The sequence below is a fragment of the Sinorhizobium fredii NGR234 genome (genome assembly GCF_000018545.1).
GTDB classification, from domain to species: Bacteria; Pseudomonadota; Alphaproteobacteria; order Rhizobiales; family Rhizobiaceae; genus Sinorhizobium; species Sinorhizobium fredii_A.
The window spans coordinates 3,046,168-3,072,247 of the sequence record NC_012587.1 but is presented as its reverse complement, the minus strand read 5'-3'; the positions used below and the strand labels follow the sequence as shown (position 1 = coordinate 3,072,247).

Genomic DNA, 26,080 nt, shown 5'->3' with positions numbered 1-26,080 from the left:
CTTCTCCCCGTCAAAACGGGGAGAAGGTTGCGGCAGCGGGATGAGGGGCTGTAGCGGGCGGTGAGTTTCTTAAAATTCGCTCACCCCTGCAGCGCGGCACCCAGCAGCACCAACCCCAAGACCAACACCAGAAGCGCACCGGCGATCTCGATGCCGTGCGAGATGCGGGCCGCAGCCGATTGGCTGGACGCGTAGCGCAGCGCGAAACCCTTGGCGGTGACGGCCAGGGTGGCGAGGATCGACACGGTGATGGCGGTGCCGATCGACATCGCGAAGACCGACAGCACGCCGCCGAGATAGAGCCCGTTCAGGAGCGCGAAGGAAAGCACGATCAGGGCACCGGAGCAGGGGCGCAGGCCGACCGCGACGATCGCCGACCAGGCTTCGCTCAGCGCAAAGCGATCGCCCTTCAGCATTTGCGGGTCGGGTGCATGGGCGTGGCCGCAGGTGGCGCAGACCTCGCCCGGACCATGCGCGTGGCCGTGTTCATGGCGGTGATGCGGGTGATCATGGTCATGTCGGCCATGGTCGTGGTGGACATGGTCATGATGGACGTGCCCGCCGGCAAGGGCGAGCGCCGGCCGGGCCATTGACCTCAGCTTGCGGAAGACCAGCCAGGCGCCGAAGGCGGCGATCAGCGCATAGCTTGCGACCTCGAGCCAATGGGTGGCGCGCGTCATGTTGATGGAGGAGCCGCGCAACACGAGATAGACGGCGCCGATCAACAGAATCGCGACGACGCCCTGCAGGATCGAGGAGAGAAACGACAAGAGAACGCCGCGCTTCAGTTCCGTCTCGTTGGCGATCATGTAGGAGGAAATCACCGCCTTGCCGTGGCCGGGGCCGGCCGCGTGGAAGACGCCATAGGCGAAGGAGAGGCCGATCAGCGACCAGAGCTGCCAGGGGTTCTCGCGCATGCCCTTGAGCGCGCCGGTCAGCAGCCGGTAGAAGCTCTGCTGCTCCATGTTCACCCAGGCGAAAAATCCGCCGAAGACGCCGTTGGTCGGGATCGAAGGTTCAGCGGAGCCGATGCCGAGCGGCGATTGCGCCACGGCGAGCGTCGCCGAAAGAGCCGTCAACAGAAGGGCGGCGCCGAGCGGACCGCCGATCCTGCGCAGGTTCAGCATGTGACCTCGATCCTCGTTGCGAAGAGCTTCGACATGTCGGTGCCGGTCGGATCGTTCCAGAAGGCGTCGGTCAGCGTGTCCTTGTTCTCGGCCAGCACCTCGTCCGGATCCGGCCGCACCACCTGGTGCTGGCAGGCCTCGATCTTCTCGCCGACGACTGTGAGGTCGTCATCGGTCGGGAAGTCCATCGCCGTGTACATGGTCGGATCATAGACACCGAAGGAGAGCTTGCCCTTGAGCGGCATCGCCTCGGCCGGCTTGACCGCGAACATCATCATCAGTTGATTGTCCTTGTAGTCGACCGTGATGCTGTCGGGCTTTGTGACCTTTATCGATTTTCCGTTGGCGAAGATCGTCGTGTAATAGTTGTACTCGGAAAGCGACTCCAGCACGGTCTGGCCGACTTCCTTCAGCTCGTCCGGATCGAGCGTGGCGTTGGAGTTCTTGTCGAAGTCGAGCACGACGCTTGCCGAGAACAGCTCGTCGAACCGCCAGACGTTGCGCAGCTCACCAATCTCCCCCTTGTCGTCGGAGACGATCTCCAGCCGCGCCTCGGCGAAGATGTGCGGATGGGCGGCGGCGAGCCCCGGCATCAACAGCGTCGCAAGGCCGGCCAGGGCGAGGCGTTGTATGTTCATCGGAATTGGAAGTCCTTTCCGGTCGAAGGGGACCGTGCGAATCGCCACGGAATGTACCGTAAATGGGACGGAATTGGGACTTCGCCCGGCAAAGCACCGCACACGCCTTCATTGCGTCTTGCGGAACCAGCCGTGCAGGAAATCGACGAAAGTGCGCACCTTGGTCGGCAGATAGCGCCGGTGCGGATAGATCGCGTAGATGCCGCGGTCCCTGGGCAGGTAGTCGTCGAAGAGCGTCACGAGCTCGCCTGACTGAATCTTCGGCCGGGCGATGAAGTCCGGCACGGGCGCCACACCCATGCCGGTCACGGCGGCGCGGACGGAAGCCAGCGGGCTGTTGACCTCCATCGGTCCGCTCACCGGCACCGAAAAGGGCGATCCGTCCGGTTCGATGAACCGCCAGTTCGAATAGGAGCGGCCGTTCGTGTCGAGAATGCACGGAATTTTCGACAGCTCGCTCGGATGCGTCAGCGGACCGACTTTCTCGAGGAATCCCGGCGAAGCGCAGAGCAGCACCTGGAAGTCGTCGAGCTTGCGGGCGATCAGCGTCGAATCCTCGAGTCGGGTGATGCGGACAGCCACGTCGAAGCCTTCCTCGACCAGATCGACGAAACGGTCGTCGGAGACGATCTCCAGCGACAGTTCCGGATGCTGCCTGCCGAAGTCGATCAGCGACTGGCCGATCTCCGCATCGACGAAGGTCCGCGGCACGGTGATTCGGAGGCGGCCGCGCAGGTCGGAATTGTTGGCGCGGACGAGATCGGCAAGATTGTCGATCTCCTTCAGGATTTCGGAGGCGGAGCGGTAATAGGTATGACCCGCCTCGGTCAGCGAGAACTGCCGCGTCGTGCGGTTGAGGAGCAGCGCGCCGAGCTCGTCTTCGAGTTCGCGGACATATTTCGAAAGCAGCGCCTTGGATTTGCCGACACGCCGGGCGGCGGCCGAGAAACCCTCCGCGTCCACGACGTCGATGAAGGCGCGGATGCGGGTCAAGGTGTCCATGATTCGTCCTTCTCTTTTCGCCGCGCCGGGGCCGGAAAAATCGGCCTGGGAAAGCCTCTTTCGGGCGTCTCTGCCACCACCAAGGACCCTGCCGCGATCGTTCATCGAATGTGAACACTCACGTCGCGCGCCGGTCCAGAAAAAATTAGGGGCGAATTGGAAAAAACCCTTGATTAAGACAGTGATTTTTCTTACCTACGCCCTTGCCCAAAGTCGCACGTGCCTGTGGGTGTCCGCCGACCCTCGATTAGGTGAGGATCTCGGTAAGGTACCTGGAACTAACCCCTCCAGTCGCTATTCCGGCCAACCGGGAAATGCGAGGACATCTTGAAGCAACGACGGTGCGGGCCTTTCTGGTGTCTGCCGGCTCTCCAACAGCCGGGGTTACTGAAGAGGCACACCTTCATTGCCGGAAGTGCGGTTGGGTTATTCCCTCCAATCCATGGCAGACAAAGCCGAGTCTTAGCCTTCGCGGGCTTCGATTCACCGTTACGCGCATCGAGCGCATGCATGGTTCCGGGGTCTCCACCGGCTGGTTCCAGTGCAAGCGCGCGTATGCCCTTTGTCCTCCACAGTTGTGGAGTCTAATGGATCGGGGAATACAGCCATGACCACCGCACGCATCATCGACTTCCTCAACACCCGACGACCCGAAGGCCCCTGCCTCGTTGTCGACCTCGACATCGTGCGCGACAATTTCAAGGCTTTCCGTCATGCGCTGCCCGATAGCGCCATCTACTACGCCGTGAAGGCCAACCCGGCGCCGGAAATCCTGCGCCTGCTCGCCGGTCTCGGCTCCAATTTCGATTGCGCGTCCGTCGCCGAAATCGAAATGGCGCTCGAAGCCGGTGCGACCCCGAGCCGCATTTCTTATGGCAACACCATCAAGAAGGAGCGCGACATTGCCCGCGCCCACGCGCTCGGCATCAACCTCTTCGCGGTCGACAGCCATGAAGAGGTCGAAAAGGTCGCGCGTGCCGCTCCGGGTGCCCGTGTGTTCTGCCGCGTGCTGACGGACGGCGAAGGCGCCGAGTGGCCGCTGTCGCGCAAGTTCGGCTGCGTGCCGCAGATGGCCGTCGACGTGCTCGTCTACGCCCATCAGCTCGGCCTCGTCTCCTACGGCGTGTCGTTCCATGTCGGCTCGCAGATGACGAAGCTCGACGCCTGGGATGCGGCGCTCGCCGACGCCAAGCGGGTCTTCGGGCAGCTTGACAAGCAGGGCATCGAGCTCAAGATGGTCAATATGGGCGGCGGTTTCCCGACGAAGTACCTCCGGGACGTTCCGTCGGCCGAAGCCTATGGCCAGGCGATCTTCGGTGCGCTGAAGAAGCACTTCGGCAACAACATTCCGGAGACGATCATCGAGCCGGGCCGCGGCATGGTCGGCAATGCTGGCGTGATCAAGGCGGAGGTCGTTCTCGTCTCGAAGAAGTCGGACAACGACAGCCACCGCTGGGTCTTCCTCGACATCGGCAAGTTCGGCGGTCTCGCCGAGACGATGGACGAGGCGATCCGCTACCCGATCCGCACGGCGCGCGATGCCGACGAAATGGAGCCCTGCGTGCTCGCCGGTCCGACCTGCGATTCGGCCGACGTGCTCTACGAGAAGAACATGTACCCCCTGCCGATCTCGCTGACGATCGGCGACGAGGTGCTGATCGAGGGCACCGGCGCCTACACGACCACCTACTCGGCCGTCGCCTTCAATGGCTTCGAGCCGCTGAAGGCCTATGTGATCTGATCCTGCTCGCTCCCGTCACAGACGGGAGCGGCGACTTCACAATCATCTTTGGTCCGCCTGAAGCGGTTTTGATGACGGGAGGCCCCGATGGCCGCTGTTGTTGACACCCTGCGCGCGTTCTTCGCGCCGTCCACCTTTGTTATAGACGCCGAGAATCCGGGCGATGTCGTCGCGCGGGAAAACCTGCTCGACCGGGCCATGGGCTCCGGCCGCCGCAAGAAGTCGTCGGAAAAGCTGCGCCGCGGCCGCGTGCCGGCCGAGGGCCTTGCCCTTGTGGCGCGCGACGTCGACGGACACGCCATCGGCACCGTGCGCCTCTGGGATATCGAGGCCGGTGTCACCCGCGAAGGGCAGGCCGTCCCGGCGCTGCTCCTCGGGCCGCTGGCCGTCGACCCGGCGCATGAGGGCAAGGGGATCGGCGGCATGCTGATGCGTGCGGCAATCGAGGAAGCGGCGAACCGCGGCCACGGCGCCATCCTGCTTGTCGGCGATGCCGCCTATTACGAGCGTTTCGGCTTCTTCGCCGCGCGCACCCAGCATCTCGTCATGCCCGGCCCCTTCGAGCGCAACCGCTTCCTGGCGCTCGAACTGAAAGAGGGCTGGCTCGAGGGGGCGGCCGGAATGCTGGTCGCCAGCGGCCGGAAGCTCGCCCTGCCGCCGGTCAAGCGCGCCGCCTGACATTTCTTACGCCTCTCACCCTGCGGAGGCGACAGGAACAGCGCTCCCGTCGCGAGGCGGGAGCGCTGTCATTCTCGGACCGTACTCACGAGTTGAAGGCAGCTCGTTCGTGGAGCCCTCAAGAGGTTGCCCTGCGATAGAAGGCCAGCGATCCGGCAAGCGCCAGCAGCGCACCGCCGCACACCCGGTCGAGCCAGATCGCGCCGGACCGCTTCAGAAACCGCACCGCTTGCGAGCCAAGCAGCGCATAGCCGAACATTACCAGGAAATCGATCGATGCGAAGACGAGGGCGAGCACGGCGTATTGTTGCGCTTGTGGCAGGGCGGGGTCGATGAACTGCGGCAGGAAGGCGGAAAAGAACAGGTAACCCTTGGGATTGGTGACGGCGACGAGAAAACTCTTCAGGAAGACGGCGCGCGGCGTGCCGGGACCGACGGCCTGCACGTCCTGCGATGCGATGTCGAGCGTGCCGCGGGAGCGCAGCAACTGGACGCCCAGAACGGCGAGATAGGCGGCGCCCAGCCATTTGACCACCGTGAACCAGAACTCCGACGCTGCAAGCAGCGCGCCGAGGCCGAGCGCCACCGCTCCGATCAGCACGAAATCCGAGAGCACCGCACCGATCATTCCGTAGCCAGCGCGGCGAACGCCAAAGCGCGACCCGTTGGTCAGCGCCAAGAGCACGGTCGGACCCGGCGTTGCAATGCCAATGAAGGCGACGGCGGCAAATGCAAGGATGGTCATCTCGTTCATGGGAATCTCCTCTCGCGTCATACAGTCGTTCCATATCTGCGAACCCGCTGCAACGAGGAATTGCGCGGATTCGGAAGGGCGTGCATTTGACAGCGTACACCGCTTCGCCTATGGAGGCGGCGGGCGAGGGCCCCCGCCGTCCGCAAGCGTTGAAGCTTTGGTGAAGTCCCTCTTTTCGACTCGGTCACGCCTCGAAGGCATGCGAACCGATGGCAATGCGGTCACCCATCCGAAAAAGCGCATGCCACCGCAGGAGACCCTGTCATGACGCATGAATTACGCACGCTTCCAGCGTTGGACACGCTGAAGGACCAGGCCAAGCGCCTACGCGCCCGGCTTTGCGCCGAAGGCGGGCAGATCGGACATTCGAAATCCCTCGAACTGATCGCCGCGCAATACGGCTATCGAGATTGGAACACGCTGCACGCCGCCGCTGGCAATCGGCCGCCGTTCAATCCATGGATGCTTGGTGCGCGGGTGAAAGGTCATTATCTCGGCCAAGCCTTCGCGGGCGAAATCCTCTCAGCCCAGGCCCTGACCGCGAAGCCGGGTCACTACCGGCTGACGTTTAAATTCGACGCGCCGGTCGATGTCGTCACCTTCGAAAGCTTCTCGGCCTTCCGCCAGCGGGTGACGGCAATCGTCGACGAAAACGGCCGCACGGTCGAAAGGACGTCGAACGGGCGGCCGCATCTGGAACTCGAGTGGTGAGGACGGCAGGGGATTGCCCCTCATCCGGCTGCCGCCACCTTCTCCCCGCCAGGCGAGGGATATGCCGCGCCGCCCAAGTTCCCTCTCCCCGCGTGCGGGGAGAGGGCTAGTCTTCGGGTTAAACCCGAGGAGAGGGGCCATTGTATCTGCAGCCTACCCCGCTAGATCCACTACGCCGCAATCGCCGGCGGCGGAGCCGAAGGCAAGCTGGCGGCCAGTCCTGTTCCAGGCCATCGCGGTGATCGCGCCCTTGCCGGGGCGGCGCAGCAGCACTTCCTTGCTGTCGGCGAGGCGGGCGGCGAGGATCATGCCGTCCTCGTAGCCGATCGCGACGATCTCCTCGGCCGGATGGCAGGCGACCGTCGTCACCATCGTGTTGCCGCGGGTGCCGAGTTCGAGCGGCGCCTTGCCCATCGGCCCGTCCTTGCCCTGGAATGGCCAGACGATTGCTGCCGGGGCGCCCGCGGAGGCGAGCCATTTGCCCTTGGCGGACCAGGAGAGCGACTTCACCTTGGCCGGGTAGCCGGTCATGCGCATGTGCCGCGCCTCGGCCCCTGGCTTCGCATCGAGTTTCCAGCCATGCAGCGCATTTTCCTGCATCGTGGTGACGACGAAACGGCCGTCAGGCGAAAAGGTAACGCCAGTATGGGCACCCTTCCACTCAAGGTCGAGCGGCTGGCCGGCCATTCCCACCCAATGCAGCGACACGCCATTGTAGCGCGCCACCGCGATCCGCAGGCCCTTGGGGGCGAAGGCAATGCCCTCGACGGTGCGCTCTTCGGGGAATTCCTTGGTGGTGCCGTCGTCAAGGCGGACGTAGCTCGTCTTGCCGAAGGCATAGGCGACCGCCCGTTGCGGGCCGGCGGCGACCTGGGAAATCCATTTGCGCGGCGTCTCGGCGACAAGGCTCGCCGTTCCGTCGGCCGAAACACGCATCACCTTGCCATCCTCGCCGCCGGTCAACAGCGTGTCGGTTGCCTCGTCATAGGCAAGCGACAGCAGGCCGTCGTGCAGCTCGGTCGTCTTGTGGCCGTGATCGAGGCGGTGAATGGTGCCGGCGGCTCCGGCGAAAAAGGGAACATCCTTCAAAAAGGCCACGCCGACGACGTGGCCTTCGAGATCGAGCGGAGCGACGGTCGGCATCAGTTGGTCAGGCTCTCTTGGTTACCACTAGAGCGCCGCGCGTTCATTTGAACGCGCAAAGGACGCTCTAGTATTTTGAATCTAGAGCATCTTTTCTGCTTTCAGTGATTCCACTTGAAAGCAGGATGCTCTACCGGGATCATGCCTGGACTTCACAGGCCTTGAAGGTGCGCTCGAGCTTCTCGCGGTCGAGATCGCGGCCGATGAAGACGAGGCGGGTCTCGCGCTTCTCGCCGTCCTTCCACGGCCGCTGATGGTCGCCCTCGATGATCATGTGAACGCCTTGCACCACATAGCGCTCCGCGTCGCCGGCAAAGGCGATGATCCCCTTGAGGCGCAGGATGTTCGGTCCGTCCGTCTGGGTGATCTTCTGGATCCAGGGGAAGAAGCGGTCCGGATTCATCTCGCCGCCGCGCAGCGAAATCGACTGCACCGTCACGTCGTGGATCGGCGACGGGGCATGATCGTGGTGGTGGTGATGATGGTGGTCATGATCATGATGGTGGTCGTGATCGTGATGATTATGGTCGTGGTCGCAATCCGGACCACAGACGTGATCGTCGTGCTCGTCCTGGTCGAGGAAGTGCGGATCGTTTTCCAGCGCCTTTTCGAGATTGAAGGCGCCCTGGTCGAGGACCTTGCCGAGATCGATATCGGAGCGCTGCGTCCGGTAGATGCGGGCGGACGGATTGATGACGCGGACCGTCGCTTCGATGCGCTCGAGTTCTTCCGGGGTGACGAGATCGGTCTTGTTGAGCAGCACCACATCGGCAAAGGCGATCTGGTCTTCCGCCTCGCGGCTGTCCTTCAGCCTGAGCGGCAGGTGCTTGGCGTCGACGAGCGCAACGACGGCGTCGAGCTCGGTCTTGGCGCGCACGTCGTCATCCATGAAGAAGGTCTGGGCGACGGGCACCGGATCGGCAAGGCCGGTCGTCTCGACGATGATCGCGTCGAAACGGCCGGGGCGGCGCATCAGCCCTTCGACGACACGGATCAGGTCGCCGCGCACGGTGCAGCAGACGCAGCCGTTGTTCATCTCGTAGATTTCTTCGTCGGATTCGACGATCAGGTCGTTGTCGATGCCGATTTCGCCGAATTCGTTGACGATGACAGCATATTTGCGGCCGTGATTTTCGCTGAGGATGCGGTTGAGGAGCGTCGTCTTGCCGGCGCCGAGATAGCCCGTGAGCACGGTGACGGGGATCGGCTTCTGCGTGGTCGTTTCGGTCATGGGAGCCTCGAGGATTGGCGATGCGCCGCGGGCATCTTGCGTTGGGGTCTCATATAGGAGATGACGCAGCGATGCGCAAATGCGCGGCGTGCCTTTTCGCCGCCGTCGATCGCTCACCCGAACTCGCCGACGTCGAAGGCCTGCACGTCCTGAAGCAGTTCGATGATGCCGCCCGCCGCATGGCCGAGAAGCGCTTCGCCGCGCTCCGCCGTCGCGGCGGCGGCATTGCCGACCGCGCCGTCCGGGTTGAGGTCCGACATTTTCCAGCCGAAGGCATGCGGGCCATAGGCACGCAGATGCTCGAACCGCCGCTGGAACTCGCTCTGGCGGGAGGGGAACTGGCGGGCCTTTGCCATGTCCACCTTGTCCGGGTGGAGCGCCAGCATCACCGACGCTTCGATGTCGCCGCCATGAATGTCGATCGCCTTGTCCTCCGCGCTGATCCAGCCCCCCGGCTGGCCGAAACGGGTCCAGCTCGTCGCGACTGCCAACATGCCGAAGCGCATCCGCGCTTCCGTCGCGACGATGGTCATCAGGGCGGAATTGCCGCCATGCGCGTTCAGCATCACGAATTTGCGGATTCCGAGCCGGCTAAGGTTTTCGGCGATGCCGAGCCAGCGCGCGATCGCTTCGTCATAGGCAAGCGTCCGGGTCCCGGCAACGTCCATATGTTCGATCGAATAGCCGATGGGCTCGGCCGGCAGGAAGGTCGCCGGCAGGTCATGCGGCAGCCTCGCAATGACGCGATCGACGATGCCTTCGGCGATCAGCCGATCGGTTTCGAATGGCAGATGCGGCCCGTGCTGCTCATGCGCGCCGAGCGGCAGGACGGCGATCCAATCCCGGCGCTCGGCGGGAGCGAGGTCGGCGGGATTGAGGCCCCAGCGGGGCTTGGGCAGCGACATTTCTGTTCGGTCCTCCGCATCGATTGTCGTAAAATCGTTATTTGAGTCATACAGTTCGTAATCTCAAGCTGTATTGCTATAAAGGCAGTGTAGGGGATTCGGCCGGAGGTCCAATGGGCAAGAAGAGCAAAGCCGAAAAGAAGGGCAAGAACGGCAAGAGGAGGGATGAGATCGTTGCCGAAGCGCACGATCATGACCTGGCGTCGATTCTCGTCCAGGCCGCCCGCTCGATGCGCACCGTGCTTTCCCGCAACCTCGTTGAAAGCGGCCTTTACGCGGGCCAGGACGGCGTCATGCTCGCCCTTGCCGAAACCGACGGGCTGACCGCCGGGGCACTCGCCGCCAGGCTCGGCGTCAAGGCGCCGACGATGACGCGCACGATCGGCCGCATGGAGGCCCAGGGCTTCCTGGAGCGCCGGCCGGACGAGGGGGACGCGCGGCTGACCAAGGTCTTTCTGACGGCTCCGGGCCGTGACCGCCTGCAGACCATCGCCGAGGCCGGCCAGCATTCCGAAAGGCTCGCCACGCGCGGTCTCACCGACAAACAGGTGCGCACGCTTCTGAAACTCCTGCGGGTGGTCGACAACAACCTTCAGGCGGCACGCGCGGCCAACTAACGTCCGGGTTTAGCGCACTTCCCGATTGCAGCGGTGATTTAAACAGTTTAAAGAGGGTTTAAAACGGGCCGGGACAATCGACGGGCAACGGGGGGCATGGTGGCGCAGAAGGTCAAGCTTTCGACAATTGCGGAAACACTCGGCCTTTCGACGGCGACCGTATCCCTGGCATTGCGAGACAGCCCGCTGGTGGCGATTGCCACCCGTGAGAAGATCAAGGAGCAGGCGCGCGCCCTCGGCTATATCTACAACCGCCGCGCCGCAAGCCTCAGGACATCGCGCTCCGGCATCATCGGCGTCGTCGTGCACGACATCATGAACCCCTTCTACGGCGAGATTCTCAAGGCGATCGAGGCGGAACTCGACCGCGACAAGCAGACCTTCATCCTTTCCAACCACTACGATTCCGTCGAGAAACAGCGCGATTTCATCGAGACGCTGCTGCAGCTCGGCGGCGACGGCGTCATCATGTCGCCGGCAATCGGCACGCCGCCGGAGGACATCCAGCTTGCCGAGGACAACGGTATGCCGGCGATCCTGATCGCCCGGTCGATCGAGGGTCTCGACGTGCCGATCTTTCGCGGCGACGATGCTTACGGCATCGCCCTCGCCACCAACCATCTGATCGGCCTCGGCCACCGCTGCATCGCCATGGTCGGCGGCACCGACCAGACCTCGACGGGACGCGACCGCTATCAGGGCTATGTCAACGCGTTGCGCAAGGCCAATATCGAGGTCGATCCGGATCTGCGCATCCCCGGCCCCCGTTCCAAGCAGGGCGGCTTCGAGGCGGCCGTGCATCTCCTGTCTCTGCCGCAGAAGCCGACGGCGGTGGTCTGCTGGAACGACCTGGTGGCGATCGGCATGATGAACGGCATCGCCCGCGCCGGGCTTGTGCCGGGCGTCGATATTTCGGTCACCGGTTACGACGATCTCGAGGAGGCCTCGATCGCGACGCCGGCGCTGACGACCGTCTGGAACGGTCAGGCGGAGGTCGGCCGCAGCGCGGCGCGGGCCCTGCTCGACAAGCTTTCCGGCAGCCACGAGCCGGACGGCATCCACCTGATCAAGCCGGAAATGCGCATCCGCCAGTCGACCGGCCCTCTCCGCGTAACGGCTTGATCCTTTCCTCCGAGTCAGGACAGGATGTGGGGCATCCGTATTATCGTCACGCATTGAAAGGAAGCCTCGATGAGCCGTCCTAGAATCCTCGTGCCCGGCAAGATCAACCCGCGCATCCTCGAACGATTGCCTGAGATGTTCGACACCGTACGGATCGAGCGTGCCGATGCTTCGCTGGTGACGGCGGATATGGCGGATGTCGCCGGCATCGCCGTCTCGGGGCGTCTGCCGCCCGAACTGATGGATGCCTTCCCTCGGCTCGAGATCGTCGGCAATTTCGGCGTCGGCTATGACGGCGTCGACGTCGCCCGCGCGGCGGCGCGCGGCGTCGTCGTCACCAACACGCCGGATGTGCTGACCGAGGAAGTTGCCGATACGGCGATCGGCCTGCTCCTCAACACCGTGCGCCAGCTGCCGCAAGCGGAGCAATGGTTGCGGCAGGGCCGATGGGTTCGCGACGGCGCCTTTCCGCTGTCACCGCTTTCGCTCAGGAACCGGAAGGTCGGGCTTTTTGGCCTTGGCAGGATCGGTCTGGCGATCGCCCGCAGGCTGGAGGCGTTCAGCGTGCCGATCGCCTATCACACGCGCAGCCGGCGCGAGGAACTGCCCTTTGCCTATTATCCGAGCCTGGTGGGTCTAGCCGAGGCGGTCGACACGCTGATCGTCATCGTGCCGGGGACGTCGAGCACCGCGAAGGCCATCAATGCGGATGTTCTCGCGGCGCTCGGGCCTGAAGGCGTGGTGATCAATGTCGGCCGCGGTTCGACGCTTGACGAGACCGCGCTTGTCGCGGCGCTGCAGAGCGGTGTCATCGCCGGTGCCGGCCTCGACGTCTTCGAGAACGAGCCGCACGTGCCCGAGGCGCTGCTCGCTCTTCCGAATGTGTCGCTGCTGCCGCATGTGGCGTCCGCCTCGGTCGCAACCCGCAATGCCATGGCCGATCTGGTGGTCGACAATCTCAAGGCTTGGTTTTCAACCGGCAAGGCGCTCACGCCGGTCCCTGAGACGCCGTTCGAGCGCGAGAGCCGATAGCTACTCGGCCTTGCTATTGCGATAGCCGCGCACCGCATCGCCGAAACCCTTGAACAGGGCTGCGGAAGGCGCGTCGGTCCGCACCCAATATTCCGGATGCCATTGCACGCCGACGGCGAATGCCTTGGCGCCGATGACCGACACGGCCTCGATCGTGCCGTCGTCGGCGACGGCCTCGATGGCAAGCCGCGGTGCGGTGGCGGCAATCGCCTGGCGATGCAGCGAGTTGACCCGAATCCGGCCAGTGCCGAGGACGGGTGCGAGGCAGCTCCCTTCCTTGACGACCACGTCCTGGCGGATGCCGTAGGCGATGTCGAGATCGGGCACGTCGGGCTTGCGATGGTCGGAAATTCCCGGCTGCTCCTGAATTTCCGTCGCGAGCGTGCCGCCGAGCGCGACATTGAGCTCCTGAATGCCGCGGCAGATGGCGAGCAGCGGGACGCCGCGATCGAGCGCCCGGCGGATCAAGGGGAGGCTGGTCGCATCGCGGCCTGGGTCGAAGGGTCCGTCCGCGTCGGTCGCGTCTCGGCCGTAAAGCGACGGGTGCACGTTGGAGCGGGCGCCGCTGGCCAGCACGCCATCGACCCGGTCGAGGATTTCGTCGATGTCGTTGCCGGTCTCGAGCGCCGGAACGAGGAAGGGCATGACGCCCGCGCCCTCGACGGCGGCACGTACATACTGATGGGCAACTACGTGCCAGACATTGCCGTCGAATTCGCGAAAGTCGCAGGGGATGGCAACGACAGGTTTCGACATCGTCAGACTCCATTTCAACGTTTCGAAGAAGCCTTGCCGCCAGAGGGCGGTCGAAGTCAACTGCCGAGAGAGGCGGGCGACATGCGAGTGCTTCAAGCCTTGGAACATGCGTTTGCAACCGTCTCTTCAAGATCGGCTAACCATCTCCTTCGGAAAGGAACGTGCTCGCGCAGGGCTGTAGAAAGTTCAATTGGTTTTTATTTTCCTAAAGCGGGCCTATGCGCGGTTGTAAAAACCGTCCCTTGTTCGGGGCAAACTGCAAGAGCTGGTTGAAACTCTGGCCGGAATGGCAAAACCGAGTTGCCGCTGGTTTCCAATTCTGCAGATATATTCGATAGTTAGACGAAATCATTCGTTAAACCCTCGATCCTAACAATCCGGCAAACCGGAGCATGGTTCATGACGCGCAATGAACAGGGCGCTTTTCCGACGGACATTTATCTGTCGTCTGTAAGCTCGCTCTACCAACATCGCCGGGCGTTGGTGATCGGCATGCTGTCGCACGTCGTAACCTTTCTGCTCGTCTTCCTGAAGACGGCCGAACCCCTCTATCTTGGCTGTGCCATCGCGATTGTCATCATCTGGGCTCTTCGCAACCTCGACATGCGGCGCTTCGACCGCCAGGATTTTTCTCGTGCCGATCAAGCCGCCGTCAGGAGGTGGGAAAACCGGTATATCGTCGGCGGCATCGGCGTCACGCTCACCTGCGGCCTCGCCTGCGGCTACGCCATTGCCGTCAGCCAGGATTCGTTCTCCGAACTCGCCTGCATCTCGGTGACGCTTGCCTCGATGATTTCGCTGGTCGGCAGGAACTACGGCTCCGAGCGTGCGGTGCTGTTGCTATCGTCGTCGGCCTGCCTGCCGATCGTCATCGGCCTTGTAGCGCTGCGCGATCCCTACATGCTCGTTTTGGCCGTCCTGATCCTGCCGTTCATCTTCACGACGTGGAAGATGGCCAACAATGTACGCGCCTTTCTCTACGACAATGTCCTCGCCGCCCGGGAAATCAGGACGATCGCCGGGCAATTCGACGCAGCGCTCAACAACATGACGCACGGCCTGCTCATGCTGAACGGCGACAACCGCATCGTCGTCGCCAATGACCGCGCCTGCGAGCTTCTGAAGCTCGGCGGCAAGGTGGACATGAAGGGTGTTGTCCTTGACGACGTGCTTCAGCGCGCCGCTCGCCAGATGTCGCTCGACGCCGAAAAGAGCGCCAACATGGTTCGCCAGCTCGACCTCCTGCTCAAGGGAAAGCGGTCGCGCGCCCTCGTTCCCGTAGCCGAGGATCTGTTTCTCGAATTTTCGGCGAGCCGGCGCGACAACGGCGAGATCGTGCTGATCTTCGAGGACGTGACGGCGCGGGTTCAGGCGGAAAAACAGATTCTGCAGATGGTGCGTTTCGATACGCTGACTGGACTGCCGAGCCGCGACTACCTTGCCGAGCTGGCGCAAAATGCGGTCGCTGGCGAGGCTGCGCCAGATCGCGACGTCGGGCTGCTGCTCATCGATATCGCCGAATTCAAGCATGTGAACGACACGAGGGGCCACGTGGTCGGCGACAAATTGCTTCAGGCAATTGCCGAACGCCTCAAGCAGGTTGCCGGCAGCGGCGCGATCGCGGCACGGCTGATGGGGGACGAGTTTGTCGTCTTCTTCTCCAACAAGGCAGGCAGCCTCGGCCTGGATGAGCGGATTCGCGATGTCCATGCCCGGATGCGCGGCACCTACGAGGCCGGCGGCTTCACATTCTACATGATCATGAGCGCCGGGTTCGTCGTCGCCAAGCGCAGCGCCTTCCGCTTCGAGGACCTGCAGATCAAGGCCGATCTGGCGCTGGCGGAGACAAAATCGCGCGACCGGGGAGGGTGCATCGCCTTCGAAGCCGAGATGGATGCGCGCTACCTCGATCGGCAAAGGCTCAAGAGCGATCTGCGCGAAGCGCTCAACTCCGGCGCCCTCAGCGTCTCCTATCAGCCGATGTATACGCCGGACGGATCGCGCGTCGAGTGCTGCGAGGCCCTGGCGCGCTGGACCCATCCGGAACGCGGACCGGTCCCGCCCAGCGTCTTCATTCAGCTCGCGGAGGAGATGGGGCTCGTCACCGACATCACCCGTTTCGTTCTCCGGCAGGCCTGTCGCGACTGCTCGACCTGGCCCCAGGGCGTAGCTGTTTCGGTCAACTTGTCCGTCCTCGATCTTCGAGACAGGCAGATCGTCGAAATCGTCGGCAAGGCCCTGGACGAGGCAGGGCTCGATCCTGCCCGGCTGCATCTTGAAGTGACGGAGAGCTGCCTGATGGACGAACCGGCCAAGGGCCAGTCCTTGCTGGACGAGCTGCGCGAGCGCGGTATGACCATTGCGATCGACGACTTCGGGACCGGCTATTCCAGTCTGAGTTCTCTCGACGCGCTCCCCGTCTCGATCATCAAGATCGATCGGTCCTTCGTCCGCAACATTCGCGGCGATGCGCGTCGTTTCAAGCTGCTGCGCAGCGCCGTCAATCTCGCTCGCGCCCTTGGCCTCAAAGCGGTCGTCGAAGGGGTCGAGACGGTCGACGAGTTGCAGCTCATCAACAATCACCGTTGTGCCGATCTGATCCAGGGCTTCGTCTTTTCGGCGCCGATGCCGGCCTCGGCAATCCGCGACCTGTGCAAGCCGCGTGTCCGAAAACGAACCACGAAAGCTTCGCGCTCGCACATTGCGTAGGAGGTTGCCGCCGCCCGAAGCGCCGATGCCGCGTTTCGCCCGCTGGTCGCAGCAATTAACCTTTCGTTAAGGTTAACAAAGGGTTAATTCCTGTTTGTGCCATTTTGTTGTTGCCGGCGGCCAATCCCTCAATAGGTTAGCGCCCTGTTAACCATGGGGTGGGGCGATGCATGCCAACGGAGGCCAGGCCGATTCTGGCAGCTTTTCCGAAAAGCTCATGCTGCTTCTCGATCGTGTCGAATTCCGGCGGGTCGAGGGTGGCGAGGACATGGAGGATATCGCACGGCTGAGGTTCAAGGCCTACAAGGCCGTGAACCTGATGGAGTTGACCGGCTCGACGCTGATCGACCGATTGGACGACGACAGCCACGCCTATGTCTTCGGCATCTATCTCGACGAGAGGCTGGTCAGCACTGTGCGCGTCCATCACGTGACGCCGGACCATCGCGTCAGCACGTCCGGGCTGATCTTCGGCGAAGAGATCGACGTCTTCCTGGATGCGGGGATGGTGCTGATCGACCCGGGCCGGCTGGCCGTCGACCCGGAGGTGCTCGGCGACGATCTCAAGGCCTTGCCCTATCTGACGCTGCGCCCGGTGGCGATGGCCTGCGAGTATTTTGCCGCCGACCGCTGCCTGACCGCCTGCCGTCCGCGCCACACTGCCTTCTACAAGCGCATCTTCGGATCGAGAACCGTGGTGGAGCGACGCGAGAACCTTGGCGTCTACAATGCCGACGGTTCGCTCCTCGTCGCGCCGGTGCGCGGTCAGCGGCCATCCATTCTCGATCGTTACCCGATCTTCGATTCCGAGCCGTTCGAGCGGCGCCTGATGTTTGGCGGCCGCGAAGAAGTGCCGTTTGCGCCGCTGACGATCCTGCCGACCGCCCGATTCGCGCAGAGGGGCCAGGGCCGATCCTTTTTGCGGAGGTCCACAGGCGAATAACTCGGCCTACAGCGCTTTGAATTGCTGCAGCCGAAATCATCGAGCGTCCGTTGCGTACACCGAGACAATTCGTCGGCGTCGGCGTTCGACTATGCCGCAGGCCGCGGGGCGGGTTTTCGTTGCGAAGGGCCGTTGCTTTGTGTATGCGAAAGCTAAAGGACCGCTGTCTCGTGTCGTCGCGGAGCGGTTCCGATCATGGATCAAAGCGAACCGCCTAGGCGGTGCCATAGCATTCTGGAGAACTGGAGATGGCAGAGCATCATACGGGACCGGCCGAGACGGGCGCCCCGATGGACTATTCCGAGCATGAGAAGACCTACAAGTTCTTTCTCAACGCAACGAAATACGGCACGCTGTTCTGCGTCGCCCTGCTGATTGCCATGGCCGCCGGCTTCTTCACGACCATGGGCTTCATCAGTTCCGTCGTGCTGTTCATCCTCCTCAACGTTGCCGGTTACTTTTTCCTGCGCTGAGCGGCCTCTCTGACAATCCTGTCGAAGAGGGGGACGCTCCCTGCCTTTGTCGCCGGATGCGATCCGGTCTCCCTCACCGTGTGAGGAACATCTTTTCGACGGCGGGCATGCGCCGCCTTCGAAGGAAGAGTGCCTGTCGCTGCAGCGCCGCGCCTTTATCCGCACGGGTCTTGCTGTAGCACTTTGATGTGCTGCCGACTCGGCAATCGAACATGTACCCGCATTCAGCGAGGGCCTGGTTGCGGGGCGGAGAGGGGGAGTATTGAGCCAGATTGTCTTTATCACCAGGGAATCCGATCCGAGCGAACAACGCGTCGCCGGCTCCGTCGAAAGCGTCAAGAAGCTGAAGTCGCTCGGCTTCGACGTGGTCGTCGAGGCCGGTGCCGGCCTCGGGTCGCGGGTGCCGGATGCCGAGTTCGAGAAAGCCGGGGCGCGGATCGGCAGTGCCGCCGATGCCCAGGGCGCCGACGTGATCCTGAAAGTGCGGCGGCCGACGGAGCAGGAGATCGGCGGCTACCGGTCCGGGGCGATCGTCATCGCCATCATGGACCCCTACGGCAACGACGCGGCGATCGCCGCGATGGCGGCGGCCGGGCTGACCGCCTTCGCCATGGAACTGATGCCGCGCATCACCCGGGCCCAGTCGATGGACGTGCTGTCCAGCCAGGCGAACCTTGCCGGCTACCAGGCAGTGATCGACGCGGCCCACGAATACGACCGGGCCCTGCCGATGATGATGACGGCGGCCGGCACGGTGCCGGCGGCGAAGATCTTCGTCATGGGGGCCGGCGTCGCCGGGTTGCAGGCGATTGCCACGGCGCGGCGCCTCGGCGCCATGGTGTCGGCCACCGACGTGCGCCCCGCCGCCAAGGAGCAGGTCGCCTCGCTCGGCGCCAAGTTCATCGCCGTCGAGGACGAGGAGTTCAAGGCGGCCGAGACGGCCGGCGGCTATGCCAAGGAAATGTCGAGGGATTACCAGGTCAAGCAGGCGGCGCTGGTCGCCGAGCATATCGCCAAGCAGGACATCGTCATCACCACGGCGCTGATCCCCGGCCGGCCGGCGCCGCGGCTCGTCACCCGCGCCATGCTCGACGCGATGAAGCCGGGCTCGGTCGTCGTCGACCTCGCCGTCGAACGCGGCGGCAATGTCGAAGGCGCCGAAGCCGGCAAGGTCGTCGACCTTGGCGGCGTCAAGGTCGTCGGCCACCTCAACGTGCCGGGCCGCATCGCCGCCTCCGCCTCGCTGCTCTACGCCAAGAACCTCGTCACCTTCCTGGAGACGATGGTCTCGAAGGAGACGAAGGCCCTGGCGGTCAACATGGAGGATGAGCTCGCCAAGGCGACGGCGCTGACCCACGGCGGCGCCGTGGTGCATCCGGCCTTCGGCGGCGCGAACGGGGGGGACAAGTAAATGGCGAACGAACTTCTGGACAAGGCGCTGACCGACCTCGAACGGGCGGTCGAGGCGGTCAGGACGGCGGCCGAATATGTGCCGGATGCGGCCGGCGCCGTGGCGCATGGCGCCACTGGCGGGGCGATCGACCCGTTCGTCTTCCGCCTGGCGATCTTCGTGCTGGCGATCTTCGTCGGCTACTACGTCGTCTGGTCGGTGACGCCGGCCCTGCACACGCCGCTGATGGCGGTGACCAACGCGATCTCCTCGGTGATCGTCGTCGGCGCGCTCCTGGCGGTCGGGATCTCCGCTTCCGGGCTTGCCACCGGCTTCGGCTTCGTCGCCCTGGTGCTCGCCTCGGTCAACATCTTCGGCGGCTTCCTGGTCACCCAGCGCATGCTCGCCATGTACAAGAAAAAAGACAAGTGAGGCGGGCCGATGAACGCTAACTTCGCAGCCTTCCTCTATCTCGTCTCCGGCGTCCTGTTCATCATGGCGCTCCGCGGCCTGTCGCATCCGACCACCAGCCGCAAGGGCAATGCCTACGGCATGATCGGCATGGGCATCGCCATCGTCACGACGCTCATGCTCGCCGGACCGTCGATCGGCGGCCTGCTGATGATCGTCGCCGGCCTGGCGCTCGGCGGCGGCGCCGGCGCCTATATCGCCAAGCGCATCGCCATGACGGCGATGCCGCAGCTCGTCGCCGGCTTCCATTCGCTGGTCGGGCTGGCCGCCGTGCTGGTCGCCGCCGGCGCCCTCTATGCGCCGTCCTCCTACGGCATCGGCGCGGTCGGCGAGATCCACGCCCAGGCGCTCGTCGAAATGGCGCTCGGCGTGGCGATCGGCGCGATCACCTTCACCGGCTCGATCATCGCCTTCCTGAAGCTCGACGGCCGCATGTCCGGCAAGCCGATCCTGTTGCCCTACCGGCATCTGATCAATCTGGGGCTGGCGGCGCTGATCGTCTTCTTCATCGTCGGCCTGGCGCTGACCGAAAGCCACTTCGACTTCTGGGCGATCGTCCTTCTGTCGCTGGCGCTCGGCGTGCTGATCATCGTGCCGATCGGCGGCGCCGACATGCCGGTGGTGGTGTCGATGCTCAACTCCTATTCCGGCTGGGCGGCGGCCGGCATCGGCTTCACGCTCGGCAACCTGGCGCTGATCATCACCGGGGCGCTGGTCGGCTCGTCCGGTGCGATCCTCTCCTACATCATGTGCAAGGGCATGAACCGCTCGTTCATCTCGGTGATCCTCGGCGGCTTCGGCGGCGAGACGGCGGCAGCCGGCGGCGACGACGGCGTGCAGCGCACCGTCAAGCAGGGCTCTGCCGACGATGCCGCCTTCCTGATGGCGAACGCCTCGAAGGTGATCATCGTGCCCGGCTACGGCATGGCGGTGGCGCAGGCCCAGCATGCGCTGCGTGAAATGGGCGACCAGCTGAAGGCGGCCGGCGTCGACGTCAAATACGCCATCCACCCGGTCGCTGGCCGCATGCCCGGCCACATGAACGTGCTCTTGGCCGAGGCGAACGTCCCCTATGACGAGGTGTTCGAGCTCGAGGACATCAACTCGGAATTCGCCCAGGCCGACGTCGCCTACGTGATCGGCGCCAACGACGTCACCAACCCGGCGGCGCGCGACGACAAGAGCTCGCCGATCTACGGCATGCCGATCCTCGATGTCGACAAGGCCAAGACCTGCCTGTTCGTCAAGCGCTCGCTCGGCTCCGGCTATGCCGGCATCGACAACACGCTGTTCTACAAGGACGGCACGATGATGCTCTTGGGCGACGCCAAGAAGGTCACCGAGGAGATCGTCAAGGCGATCAACCACTGAGCGGATGGCGCTTCGCGTCGGCCCCTCATCCGGCCTGCCGGCCACCTTCTCCCCGCAGGTGGGGCGAAGGGGACTCGCGGCACCCGCTGAAGTCCCCTCTCCCCGCGTGCGGTCCGCAGCCGAGGAGAGGGCTGCAGCGCTCGGAGACGTGCCCAAAGCTTCAATAGCCTCAACCGCCCGTAATCTCCGGATCCCAGGTAAAGAGCTCCTTCGCCCTCGCGACGCCGCGAAGCGCGAAGCGACCGAGCGAAACGGCATTGGCGCGATGCGCGGCCGGGGAGGCCTCGACGAATTCCGAAGACATGATGACGTGGCGTTCGACAGAGCGGCACATCGAGACGATGCGGCTCACTTCGTTGACGGCGGGGCCGACCACGGTGAAATCGAGCCGGTTCTGGCTGCCGATGTTTCCATAGAAGACCTCGCCGATGTGCAGCCCGAGATAGACGTCCGTGGTCGGTTTTCCTTCCTCGAGCCGTCGCTCGTTCAGGTCGGCGAGCATGATGCGCAGCTGCCGCTCGGCGGCGATCGCCGCGTTGCAGGCGTCGGCCGGCTTGCGGCCGTTGAAGATGGCGAGGACCCCGTCGCCGATCAGCTTCAGCACGCTGCCGCCATGGTCCTCGATCGCGGCAATGACCGTGCCGGAATAGTCGTTGAGGAAGGGAATGACCTCCTCCGGCGCGACGCTCTCGGCGATGCGCGTGTAGTTGCGCAGGTCTGAGAACCACATGACCGCCTCTATGCGTTCGGCCGCGCCCCGTTCGATGCTGCCTTCGACCACCCGCCGACCGGCGTCCTGGCCGAGATAGACATCTGCGAGCGTGCCGATGATGCGGACGCAGGAGGCCGCCTTCACGGCGAGCGCAAGCGTCGGCACGAGCGTTCGCAGCGCATGGAGGTCGTCGTCGTCGAAGCCTCCGCGTCTCTTCGTCGTCCAGTAGGAGTAGAAGCAATCCATCTGTCCGACGCGGCCACGGTCGGTGAAATGATGGATCAGGCCGAAGCAGTCGGTCTGCCCTTCGGATTTCAGCTTGTCGAACATGGTGAAGGGAATATGCGGCTCCTCGGCAAGACGGATGCGGCGCTCGGTTTCGTTGTCCTGGAGCATGTGGAAGAACACGGAGCGCTGCCAGTTTTCCTGTGCCTCGCCGCCGCTCGTCGACCCGTAATGCACGACGTCCGGTACGTCATCGCTTTCGGTGTTCCACTGAAAGGCGCGGCCCTCGAACTCCGGGTGGAGGGTGTCGATGAGCCCAAGGGCGCGGTCGATGTGGACACCGGCGGCGTGGCACTGGTCGCAGAAGCCCGCGAGAAGGTCCTGCTCCTTAAGGCCGCGAATTCCCTCGTCCGACATCCAGAGAACGATGTCGCGGATTGCCTGGTCCTTCATCCTATATCCCGTCGTGCTGTCGCGCCGGTTCAACTACTGCATGTCTCCTTAGGTCGACCTCGATCTGAGGACAAAGACATGCAGCGATTTAAAGTGCTACAGCGACCTTTGCGCGCCTGAAAAGGCGCGCGGCGCTGTAGTGACCAACAGCAAGAGTGGCGCGCCTTGCCCCGGCGCGCAAGTCGCTGCAATCTGGATGTCGAAGAACAGGAGGACTGCGGGTGAAGTGAGCCGAGCGAGGCCCCGGCGGGGCCTCCACAATTCATTCGCCTACGACGGTCAACCGGCCGGCGCCAGCACGAGATGATCGATGCCGAGCGCGACGTTCAGGCCTTCCTGGACCTGGACGTTGATCGGCTGCAGCATGAAGGCCCTGTTCGTGCCGCCGGCGATGACTTTCGCTCCGCCGCCGACGGCAAAGCTGGCGTCGGCACCTACACCGGCATATTCGCCGGCCAGCGCATGTTCGGTGAACGGGGTGCCGGTTTTCGCCAGCACATCCCAGATCATCACGGTCTTGCCGGTCGACCCGATATCGATGCCGATCTTGGTGATCCTGCCGGCATAGACTGCGCCTGGCGAACCATCCGCTGGCTTGAAGGTGCACATCAGGTTCTTGGTGGAGGTGATGATAAGCCCCGTGCCGCCTTCCGAACCGCAGGTCAGGCGGCCGAGCGCCACGTAGTTTTGAGCGGAGGCCGCCCCCGAAAGGGCCGCAAGGGCGGCCGCTGCAAGAAGGAACTGTTTGATCATGGCTGATCTCCATGTTTACGTCATAGCCAAACAGATTGCGCTCGTGTTGGTTCCGCAATCGCCGGTCGGCCGGGGCTCGCACAATGTCGTGGGCCGGCAAACAAAACGCCCGCGACAGTGCCGCGGGCGCCTCGACGGAGAGGAACGGGATTGGGGGTCAGGTTGCCTTGACGCGGGCAAGCCCGGCGCGGGCCGGCTCGTATTTCGGATCGAGCTGTAGCGCGTGCGAATAGGACTTCTGCGCCTTGGCCTTTTCGCCGCGACGCTCATAGATCAGCGCTTGGTTCGCCCAGGATTCGGCCAGCTTGCCGTTGAGGTTGATGGCCGTGTTGAAATCCGAGAAGGCGTTGTCGTCGTCGCCCTGTGCCACATAGGAAATGCCGCGGCCGTTATAGGGCTCGGCCGAACTCGGCGACAGCGAGATTGCCGTCGAGAAATCCTCGATCGCATGGGCATGATCATTGCGTGCCTGATAGATCAGGCCGCGATTGTGGTAGGCGCGGGGATCGGTGGTGTCGAGCTGGATCGCCTTGTTGAAATCGTTGAAGGCGTTGTCGAGTTGGTTGGCCTGGCGATAGAGATTGCCGCGGCCGATATAGGCTACGTCATAGCTCGAATTGAGCTGCAGTGCGGCATTGTAATCGGAAAGGGCGGCCTGCTGGTCGCCCATGTTGCGATGCACGAGCCCGCGGTTGGCATAGGCTTGGTAGAAGCTCGGGTTGAGCTTGATCGCCTGGTCGAAATCGGCAAGCGCCCGGCGGAATTCACCGGCGCGGCCGTAAGCCGAGCCGCGCACGTTGTAGGCTTCCGGGTCGCTCGGATTTGAGGCGATGACGCTCGACAGCGAGGCGATGTTTTCCTCCGAGCCCTGCGCTCGTTCAACACGGATCATCGATTCGGAGGCGTTGTCGGTCTGGCATCCGGCAAGCAGCAGGGCCGAGCCGAGTATCAGCATAGCGGCAAGCTTCGGATTGCGCTGGTGGCGGCGGCGCGCCTCTTGGATGGTGAAACCGGAGACGTCCGCAGTCATGGCAGCAAGTGTCAAAGTCGATCCCTCAAAGCGACAAGGTCCCAGTGCTTTCCTTTACGGAGAGCGGCGAAGGCGCGGGGGCTCCGGGGGCTCTATGAGCGCCTCGGGCGAACCGTCCGGCCTTGTTTCCGGGCGGCTGAACCGTCGCCAGCTGATGCGGCAGTCACGCTAGACTGCCGACGGACAGGGTGTCCATATCAAAATGGCGGCGGCGATGCCTCGCCCCCGCCACAAATTACATTGGAAAACGTCGAAAAAACGACCAATCAGCGGGCCAGAAGGCCTTCACGCTGTGCGCGCTTGCGGGCCAGCTTGCGAACGCGGCGGACGGCTTCAGCCTTTTCGCGCGCACGCTTCTGGGACGGCTTTTCGTAGAAGTCACGCATCTTCATTTCGCGGAAAATGCCTTCGCGCTGCATCTTCTTCTTGAGTGCGCGAAGCGCCTGATCGACATTGTTATCGCGGACAAGTACCTGCACGTGAATCCCGTTCCTTTGTTCGAGTTGGCAGCCTCACCATCAGGTTTGGGAGGCAATAAGTCTGCGTTCGCTGAGCCGAAAGCTCTACGATTAGAGGAGCGGATACCAGATCATCGGCTGAAAGTCCAGCGGCGAGATCGGGCTCAAGGGAAATTTGCGCCTCCGCCGGCAGGAAGACCGGGCGTCGAGCAACAGCGTCGGTTTGTCGCCTGTGTCGCAAGTCCACCCAAGTCCGCCGGATCGCGTCGCAAAAGAAACGTTGCGCCGTCACCGGATTTGCGATTTCTAACGCCGACAGAACATTTTTTGGGGTTCATGGAGTAGCAGGCGGATGCGCAAATATTCTGTTTTCGCCGTGGCGCGCGAGGCATTGCGGGGCCACAAGGGCTGGGGCCCCCACTGGGCCTCGCCGGAACCACGCCCGCAATATGATGTGATCATCATCGGCGGTGGCGGGCATGGCCTTGGGGCGGCCTATTATCTTGCCAAGGAGCACGGCATCACCAATGTCGCCGTGCTCGAGAAGGGCTGGATCGGCGGCGGCAATACCGGCCGCAACACGACGATCATCCGGTCCAACTATCTCTATGAAGAGAGCATGGACATCTACGAGCATTCGTTGAAGCTCTGGGAGAACCTGTCGCAGGACCTCAACTACAACGTCATGTACTCGCCGCGCGGCGTCATGATGCTGTCGCACAACATCCACGACCAGCAGTCCTTCAAGCGGCACATCAATGCCAACCGGCTCTACGGCATCGACAACGAATGGCTGACGCCGGAACAGGCAAAAGCCTATTGTCCGCCGCTCGATATCGCCAAGAGCGCCCGCTACCCGATCAACGGTGCGGCACTGCAGCGGCGCGGCGGCACGGCGCGCCACGACGCCGTTGCCTGGGGCTATGCCCGCGCGGCGTCCGACCGCGGCGTGCACATCATTCAGAACTGTGAAGTGACCGGCATCCGCCGCGACGAAACCGGCCGGGTCACCGGCGTCGACACCAATCGCGGCTTCATCGGCGCGAAGAAGGTCGGCATTTCCGCGGCCGGCCATAGCTCCGTGCTGATGCAGATGGCGGACGTGCGCGTGCCGCTGCAGAGCCAGCCGCTGCAGGCCCTGGTCTCCGAACCCTTGAAGCCGATCTTCCCCTGCGTGGTGATGTCGAACTCGGTGCATGCCTATATCTCGCAGTCGGACAAGGGCGAGTTCGTCATCGGCGCCGGTACCGACCAGTACAATTCCTATTCGCAGACCGGCGGCCTGCAGATCATCACCCATACGCTCGACGCGATCTGCGAGCTCTTCCCGATGTTCCGCCGCGTCAAGATGATGCGGCAATGGGGCGGCATCGTCGACGTGACGCAGGATCGCTCGCCGATCCAGGGCGTGACGCCGGTCCCCGGCCTCTATCTCAATGCCGGCTGGGGGACGGGCGGCTTCAAGGCGACGCCGGGCTCGGCCAATCTCTTTGCCCATCTCATCGCGCGCGGGGAGCCGCACAGGCTCTCTGCGGGGCTGACGCTCGAGCGCTTCCGCACCGGGCGGCTCATCGACGAGGCGGCAGCTGCCGCCGTAGCGCACTAGAGTTGAAGGATAGAGCGACCTTTGCGCCT

The 26,080-nt window shown here is 63.7% G+C and carries 25 protein-coding genes; 13 read left to right on the top strand and 12 right to left on the bottom strand.

What is annotated here, in order from left to right; genetic code table 11:
* Positions 1-80: 80 nt before the first annotated feature.
* From NGR_RS25785 to NGR_RS25775, 3 genes are all read right to left on the bottom strand, one after another.
* Positions 81-1,127, bottom strand: coding sequence for a nickel/cobalt transporter (locus tag NGR_RS25785; protein WP_012709428.1), 1,047 nt, complete (start codon positions 1,125-1,127; stop codon positions 81-83).
* Positions 1,121-1,765 carry a DUF1007 family protein gene (locus NGR_RS25780; RefSeq protein ID WP_012709427.1) on the bottom strand — a complete coding sequence of 215 codons (645 nt, stop codon included), beginning with the start codon at positions 1,763-1,765 and terminating at the stop codon, positions 1,121-1,123. The genes NGR_RS25785 and NGR_RS25780 overlap by 7 nt, the downstream gene beginning before the upstream one ends.
* 108 nt (positions 1,766-1,873) lie before the next feature.
* Complete coding sequence (locus tag NGR_RS25775) at positions 1,874-2,767, bottom strand: LysR family transcriptional regulator (RefSeq protein WP_012709426.1); 894 nt, start codon at positions 2,765-2,767, stop codon at positions 1,874-1,876.
* A 607-nt stretch (positions 2,768-3,374) separates the two neighbouring features.
* Here NGR_RS25775 and odc2 point away from each other — a divergent pair.
* Both odc2 and NGR_RS25765 read left to right on the top strand, forming a co-directional pair.
* Positions 3,375-4,508: an ornithine/lysine decarboxylase gene (gene odc2, locus NGR_RS25770; protein ID WP_012709425.1), complete on the top strand. Its 1,134-nt coding sequence runs from the start codon at positions 3,375-3,377 to the stop codon at positions 4,506-4,508.
* Between the two features lie 87 nt (positions 4,509-4,595).
* On the top strand, positions 4,596-5,186 hold the full coding sequence (locus tag NGR_RS25765; RefSeq protein WP_012709424.1) for a GNAT family N-acetyltransferase: 591 nt from the start codon (positions 4,596-4,598) through the stop codon (positions 5,184-5,186).
* A 118-nt stretch (positions 5,187-5,304) separates the two neighbouring features.
* Here the strand turns inward: NGR_RS25765 and NGR_RS25760 are convergent, their stop codons facing one another.
* Positions 5,305-5,940: a LysE family translocator gene (locus tag NGR_RS25760; protein WP_012709423.1), complete on the bottom strand. Its 636-nt coding sequence runs from the start codon at positions 5,938-5,940 to the stop codon at positions 5,305-5,307.
* A 264-nt stretch (positions 5,941-6,204) separates the two neighbouring features.
* Here NGR_RS25760 and NGR_RS25755 point away from each other — a divergent pair, with 264 nt between their 5' ends.
* On the top strand, positions 6,205-6,651 hold the full coding sequence (locus NGR_RS25755) for a glyoxalase superfamily protein (RefSeq protein ID WP_012709422.1): 447 nt from the start codon (positions 6,205-6,207) through the stop codon (positions 6,649-6,651).
* A gap of 153 nt (positions 6,652-6,804) precedes the next feature.
* Here NGR_RS25755 and NGR_RS25750 read toward each other — a convergent pair whose 3' ends face one another.
* The 3 genes from NGR_RS25750 to NGR_RS25740 form a co-directional block, all read right to left on the bottom strand.
* Positions 6,805-7,794, bottom strand: a complete 990-nt coding sequence (locus NGR_RS25750) for a WD40 repeat domain-containing protein (protein ID WP_012709421.1) — start codon at positions 7,792-7,794, stop codon at positions 6,805-6,807.
* Positions 7,795-7,933: 139 nt separating this feature from the next.
* Positions 7,934-9,025 carry a CobW family GTP-binding protein gene (locus NGR_RS25745; protein ID WP_012709420.1) on the bottom strand — a complete coding sequence of 364 codons (1,092 nt, stop codon included), beginning with the start codon at positions 9,023-9,025 and terminating at the stop codon, positions 7,934-7,936.
* Positions 9,026-9,138: 113 nt separating this feature from the next.
* Positions 9,139-9,930, bottom strand: a complete 792-nt coding sequence (locus NGR_RS25740) for a creatininase family protein (protein ID WP_012709419.1) — start codon at positions 9,928-9,930, stop codon at positions 9,139-9,141.
* Between the two features lie 113 nt (positions 9,931-10,043).
* Between NGR_RS25740 and NGR_RS25735 the strand changes: the two genes are divergently transcribed.
* From NGR_RS25735 to NGR_RS25725, 3 genes are all read left to right on the top strand, one after another.
* Positions 10,044-10,547, top strand: a complete 504-nt coding sequence (locus tag NGR_RS25735; protein WP_012709418.1) for a MarR family winged helix-turn-helix transcriptional regulator — start codon at positions 10,044-10,046, stop codon at positions 10,545-10,547.
* Between the two features lie 99 nt (positions 10,548-10,646).
* Complete coding sequence (locus NGR_RS25730) at positions 10,647-11,669, top strand: LacI family DNA-binding transcriptional regulator (protein WP_012709417.1); 1,023 nt, start codon at positions 10,647-10,649, stop codon at positions 11,667-11,669.
* Between the two features lie 69 nt (positions 11,670-11,738).
* Complete coding sequence (locus tag NGR_RS25725; protein ID WP_012709416.1) at positions 11,739-12,701, top strand: 2-hydroxyacid dehydrogenase; 963 nt, start codon at positions 11,739-11,741, stop codon at positions 12,699-12,701.
* Here NGR_RS25725 and NGR_RS25720 read toward each other — a convergent pair whose 3' ends face one another.
* Positions 12,702-13,457 carry a gamma-glutamyl-gamma-aminobutyrate hydrolase family protein gene (locus NGR_RS25720; RefSeq protein ID WP_012709415.1) on the bottom strand — a complete coding sequence of 252 codons (756 nt, stop codon included), beginning with the start codon at positions 13,455-13,457 and terminating at the stop codon, positions 12,702-12,704.
* 399 nt (positions 13,458-13,856) lie between these two features.
* On the opposite strand from NGR_RS25720, the gene NGR_RS25715 reads away from it, so the two are divergent.
* The 6 genes from NGR_RS25715 (at position 13,857) to NGR_RS25690 (ending at position 20,814) form a co-directional block, all read left to right on the top strand.
* Positions 13,857-16,166, top strand: a complete 2,310-nt coding sequence (locus tag NGR_RS25715) for a putative bifunctional diguanylate cyclase/phosphodiesterase (protein WP_012709414.1) — start codon at positions 13,857-13,859, stop codon at positions 16,164-16,166.
* Positions 16,167-16,332: 166 nt separating this feature from the next.
* Positions 16,333-17,109: an N-acyl amino acid synthase FeeM domain-containing protein gene (locus NGR_RS25710; protein ID WP_012709413.1), complete on the top strand. Its 777-nt coding sequence runs from the start codon at positions 16,333-16,335 to the stop codon at positions 17,107-17,109.
* Between the two features lie 248 nt (positions 17,110-17,357).
* Positions 17,358-17,582 (top strand): aa3-type cytochrome c oxidase subunit IV, encoded by a 225-nt coding sequence (locus NGR_RS25705; protein ID WP_012709412.1) that lies wholly within the window; start codon positions 17,358-17,360, stop codon positions 17,580-17,582.
* A gap of 262 nt (positions 17,583-17,844) precedes the next feature.
* Positions 17,845-18,993 (top strand): Re/Si-specific NAD(P)(+) transhydrogenase subunit alpha, encoded by a 1,149-nt coding sequence (locus tag NGR_RS25700; RefSeq protein ID WP_012709411.1) that lies wholly within the window; start codon positions 17,845-17,847, stop codon positions 18,991-18,993.
* Positions 18,994-19,404: an NAD(P) transhydrogenase subunit alpha gene (locus NGR_RS25695; RefSeq protein ID WP_012709410.1), complete on the top strand. Its 411-nt coding sequence runs from the start codon at positions 18,994-18,996 to the stop codon at positions 19,402-19,404.
* A gap of 9 nt (positions 19,405-19,413) precedes the next feature.
* Positions 19,414-20,814 carry an NAD(P)(+) transhydrogenase (Re/Si-specific) subunit beta gene (locus NGR_RS25690; RefSeq protein ID WP_012709409.1) on the top strand — a complete coding sequence of 467 codons (1,401 nt, stop codon included), beginning with the start codon at positions 19,414-19,416 and terminating at the stop codon, positions 20,812-20,814.
* A gap of 169 nt (positions 20,815-20,983) precedes the next feature.
* On the opposite strand, the gene NGR_RS25685 is transcribed toward NGR_RS25690, so the two are convergent.
* The 4 genes from NGR_RS25685 to rpsU form a co-directional block, all read right to left on the bottom strand.
* Positions 20,984-22,204: an adenylate/guanylate cyclase domain-containing protein gene (locus NGR_RS25685; RefSeq protein WP_012709408.1), complete on the bottom strand. Its 1,221-nt coding sequence runs from the start codon at positions 22,202-22,204 to the stop codon at positions 20,984-20,986.
* Positions 22,205-22,483: 279 nt separating this feature from the next.
* Positions 22,484-22,957 carry a DUF992 domain-containing protein gene (locus NGR_RS25680; protein ID WP_012709407.1) on the bottom strand — a complete coding sequence of 158 codons (474 nt, stop codon included), beginning with the start codon at positions 22,955-22,957 and terminating at the stop codon, positions 22,484-22,486.
* 157 nt (positions 22,958-23,114) lie between these two features.
* Positions 23,115-24,002: a tetratricopeptide repeat protein gene (locus tag NGR_RS25675; RefSeq protein ID WP_012709406.1), complete on the bottom strand. Its 888-nt coding sequence runs from the start codon at positions 24,000-24,002 to the stop codon at positions 23,115-23,117.
* A gap of 251 nt (positions 24,003-24,253) precedes the next feature.
* Positions 24,254-24,466 carry a 30S ribosomal protein S21 gene (gene rpsU / locus NGR_RS25670; protein WP_012709405.1) on the bottom strand — a complete coding sequence of 71 codons (213 nt, stop codon included), beginning with the start codon at positions 24,464-24,466 and terminating at the stop codon, positions 24,254-24,256.
* A gap of 331 nt (positions 24,467-24,797) precedes the next feature.
* Between rpsU and NGR_RS25665 the strand changes: the two genes are divergently transcribed.
* On the top strand, positions 24,798-26,051 hold the full coding sequence (locus NGR_RS25665) for a sarcosine oxidase subunit beta family protein (RefSeq protein ID WP_012709403.1): 1,254 nt from the start codon (positions 24,798-24,800) through the stop codon (positions 26,049-26,051).
* The last annotated feature ends 29 nt before the right edge of the window (positions 26,052-26,080 follow it).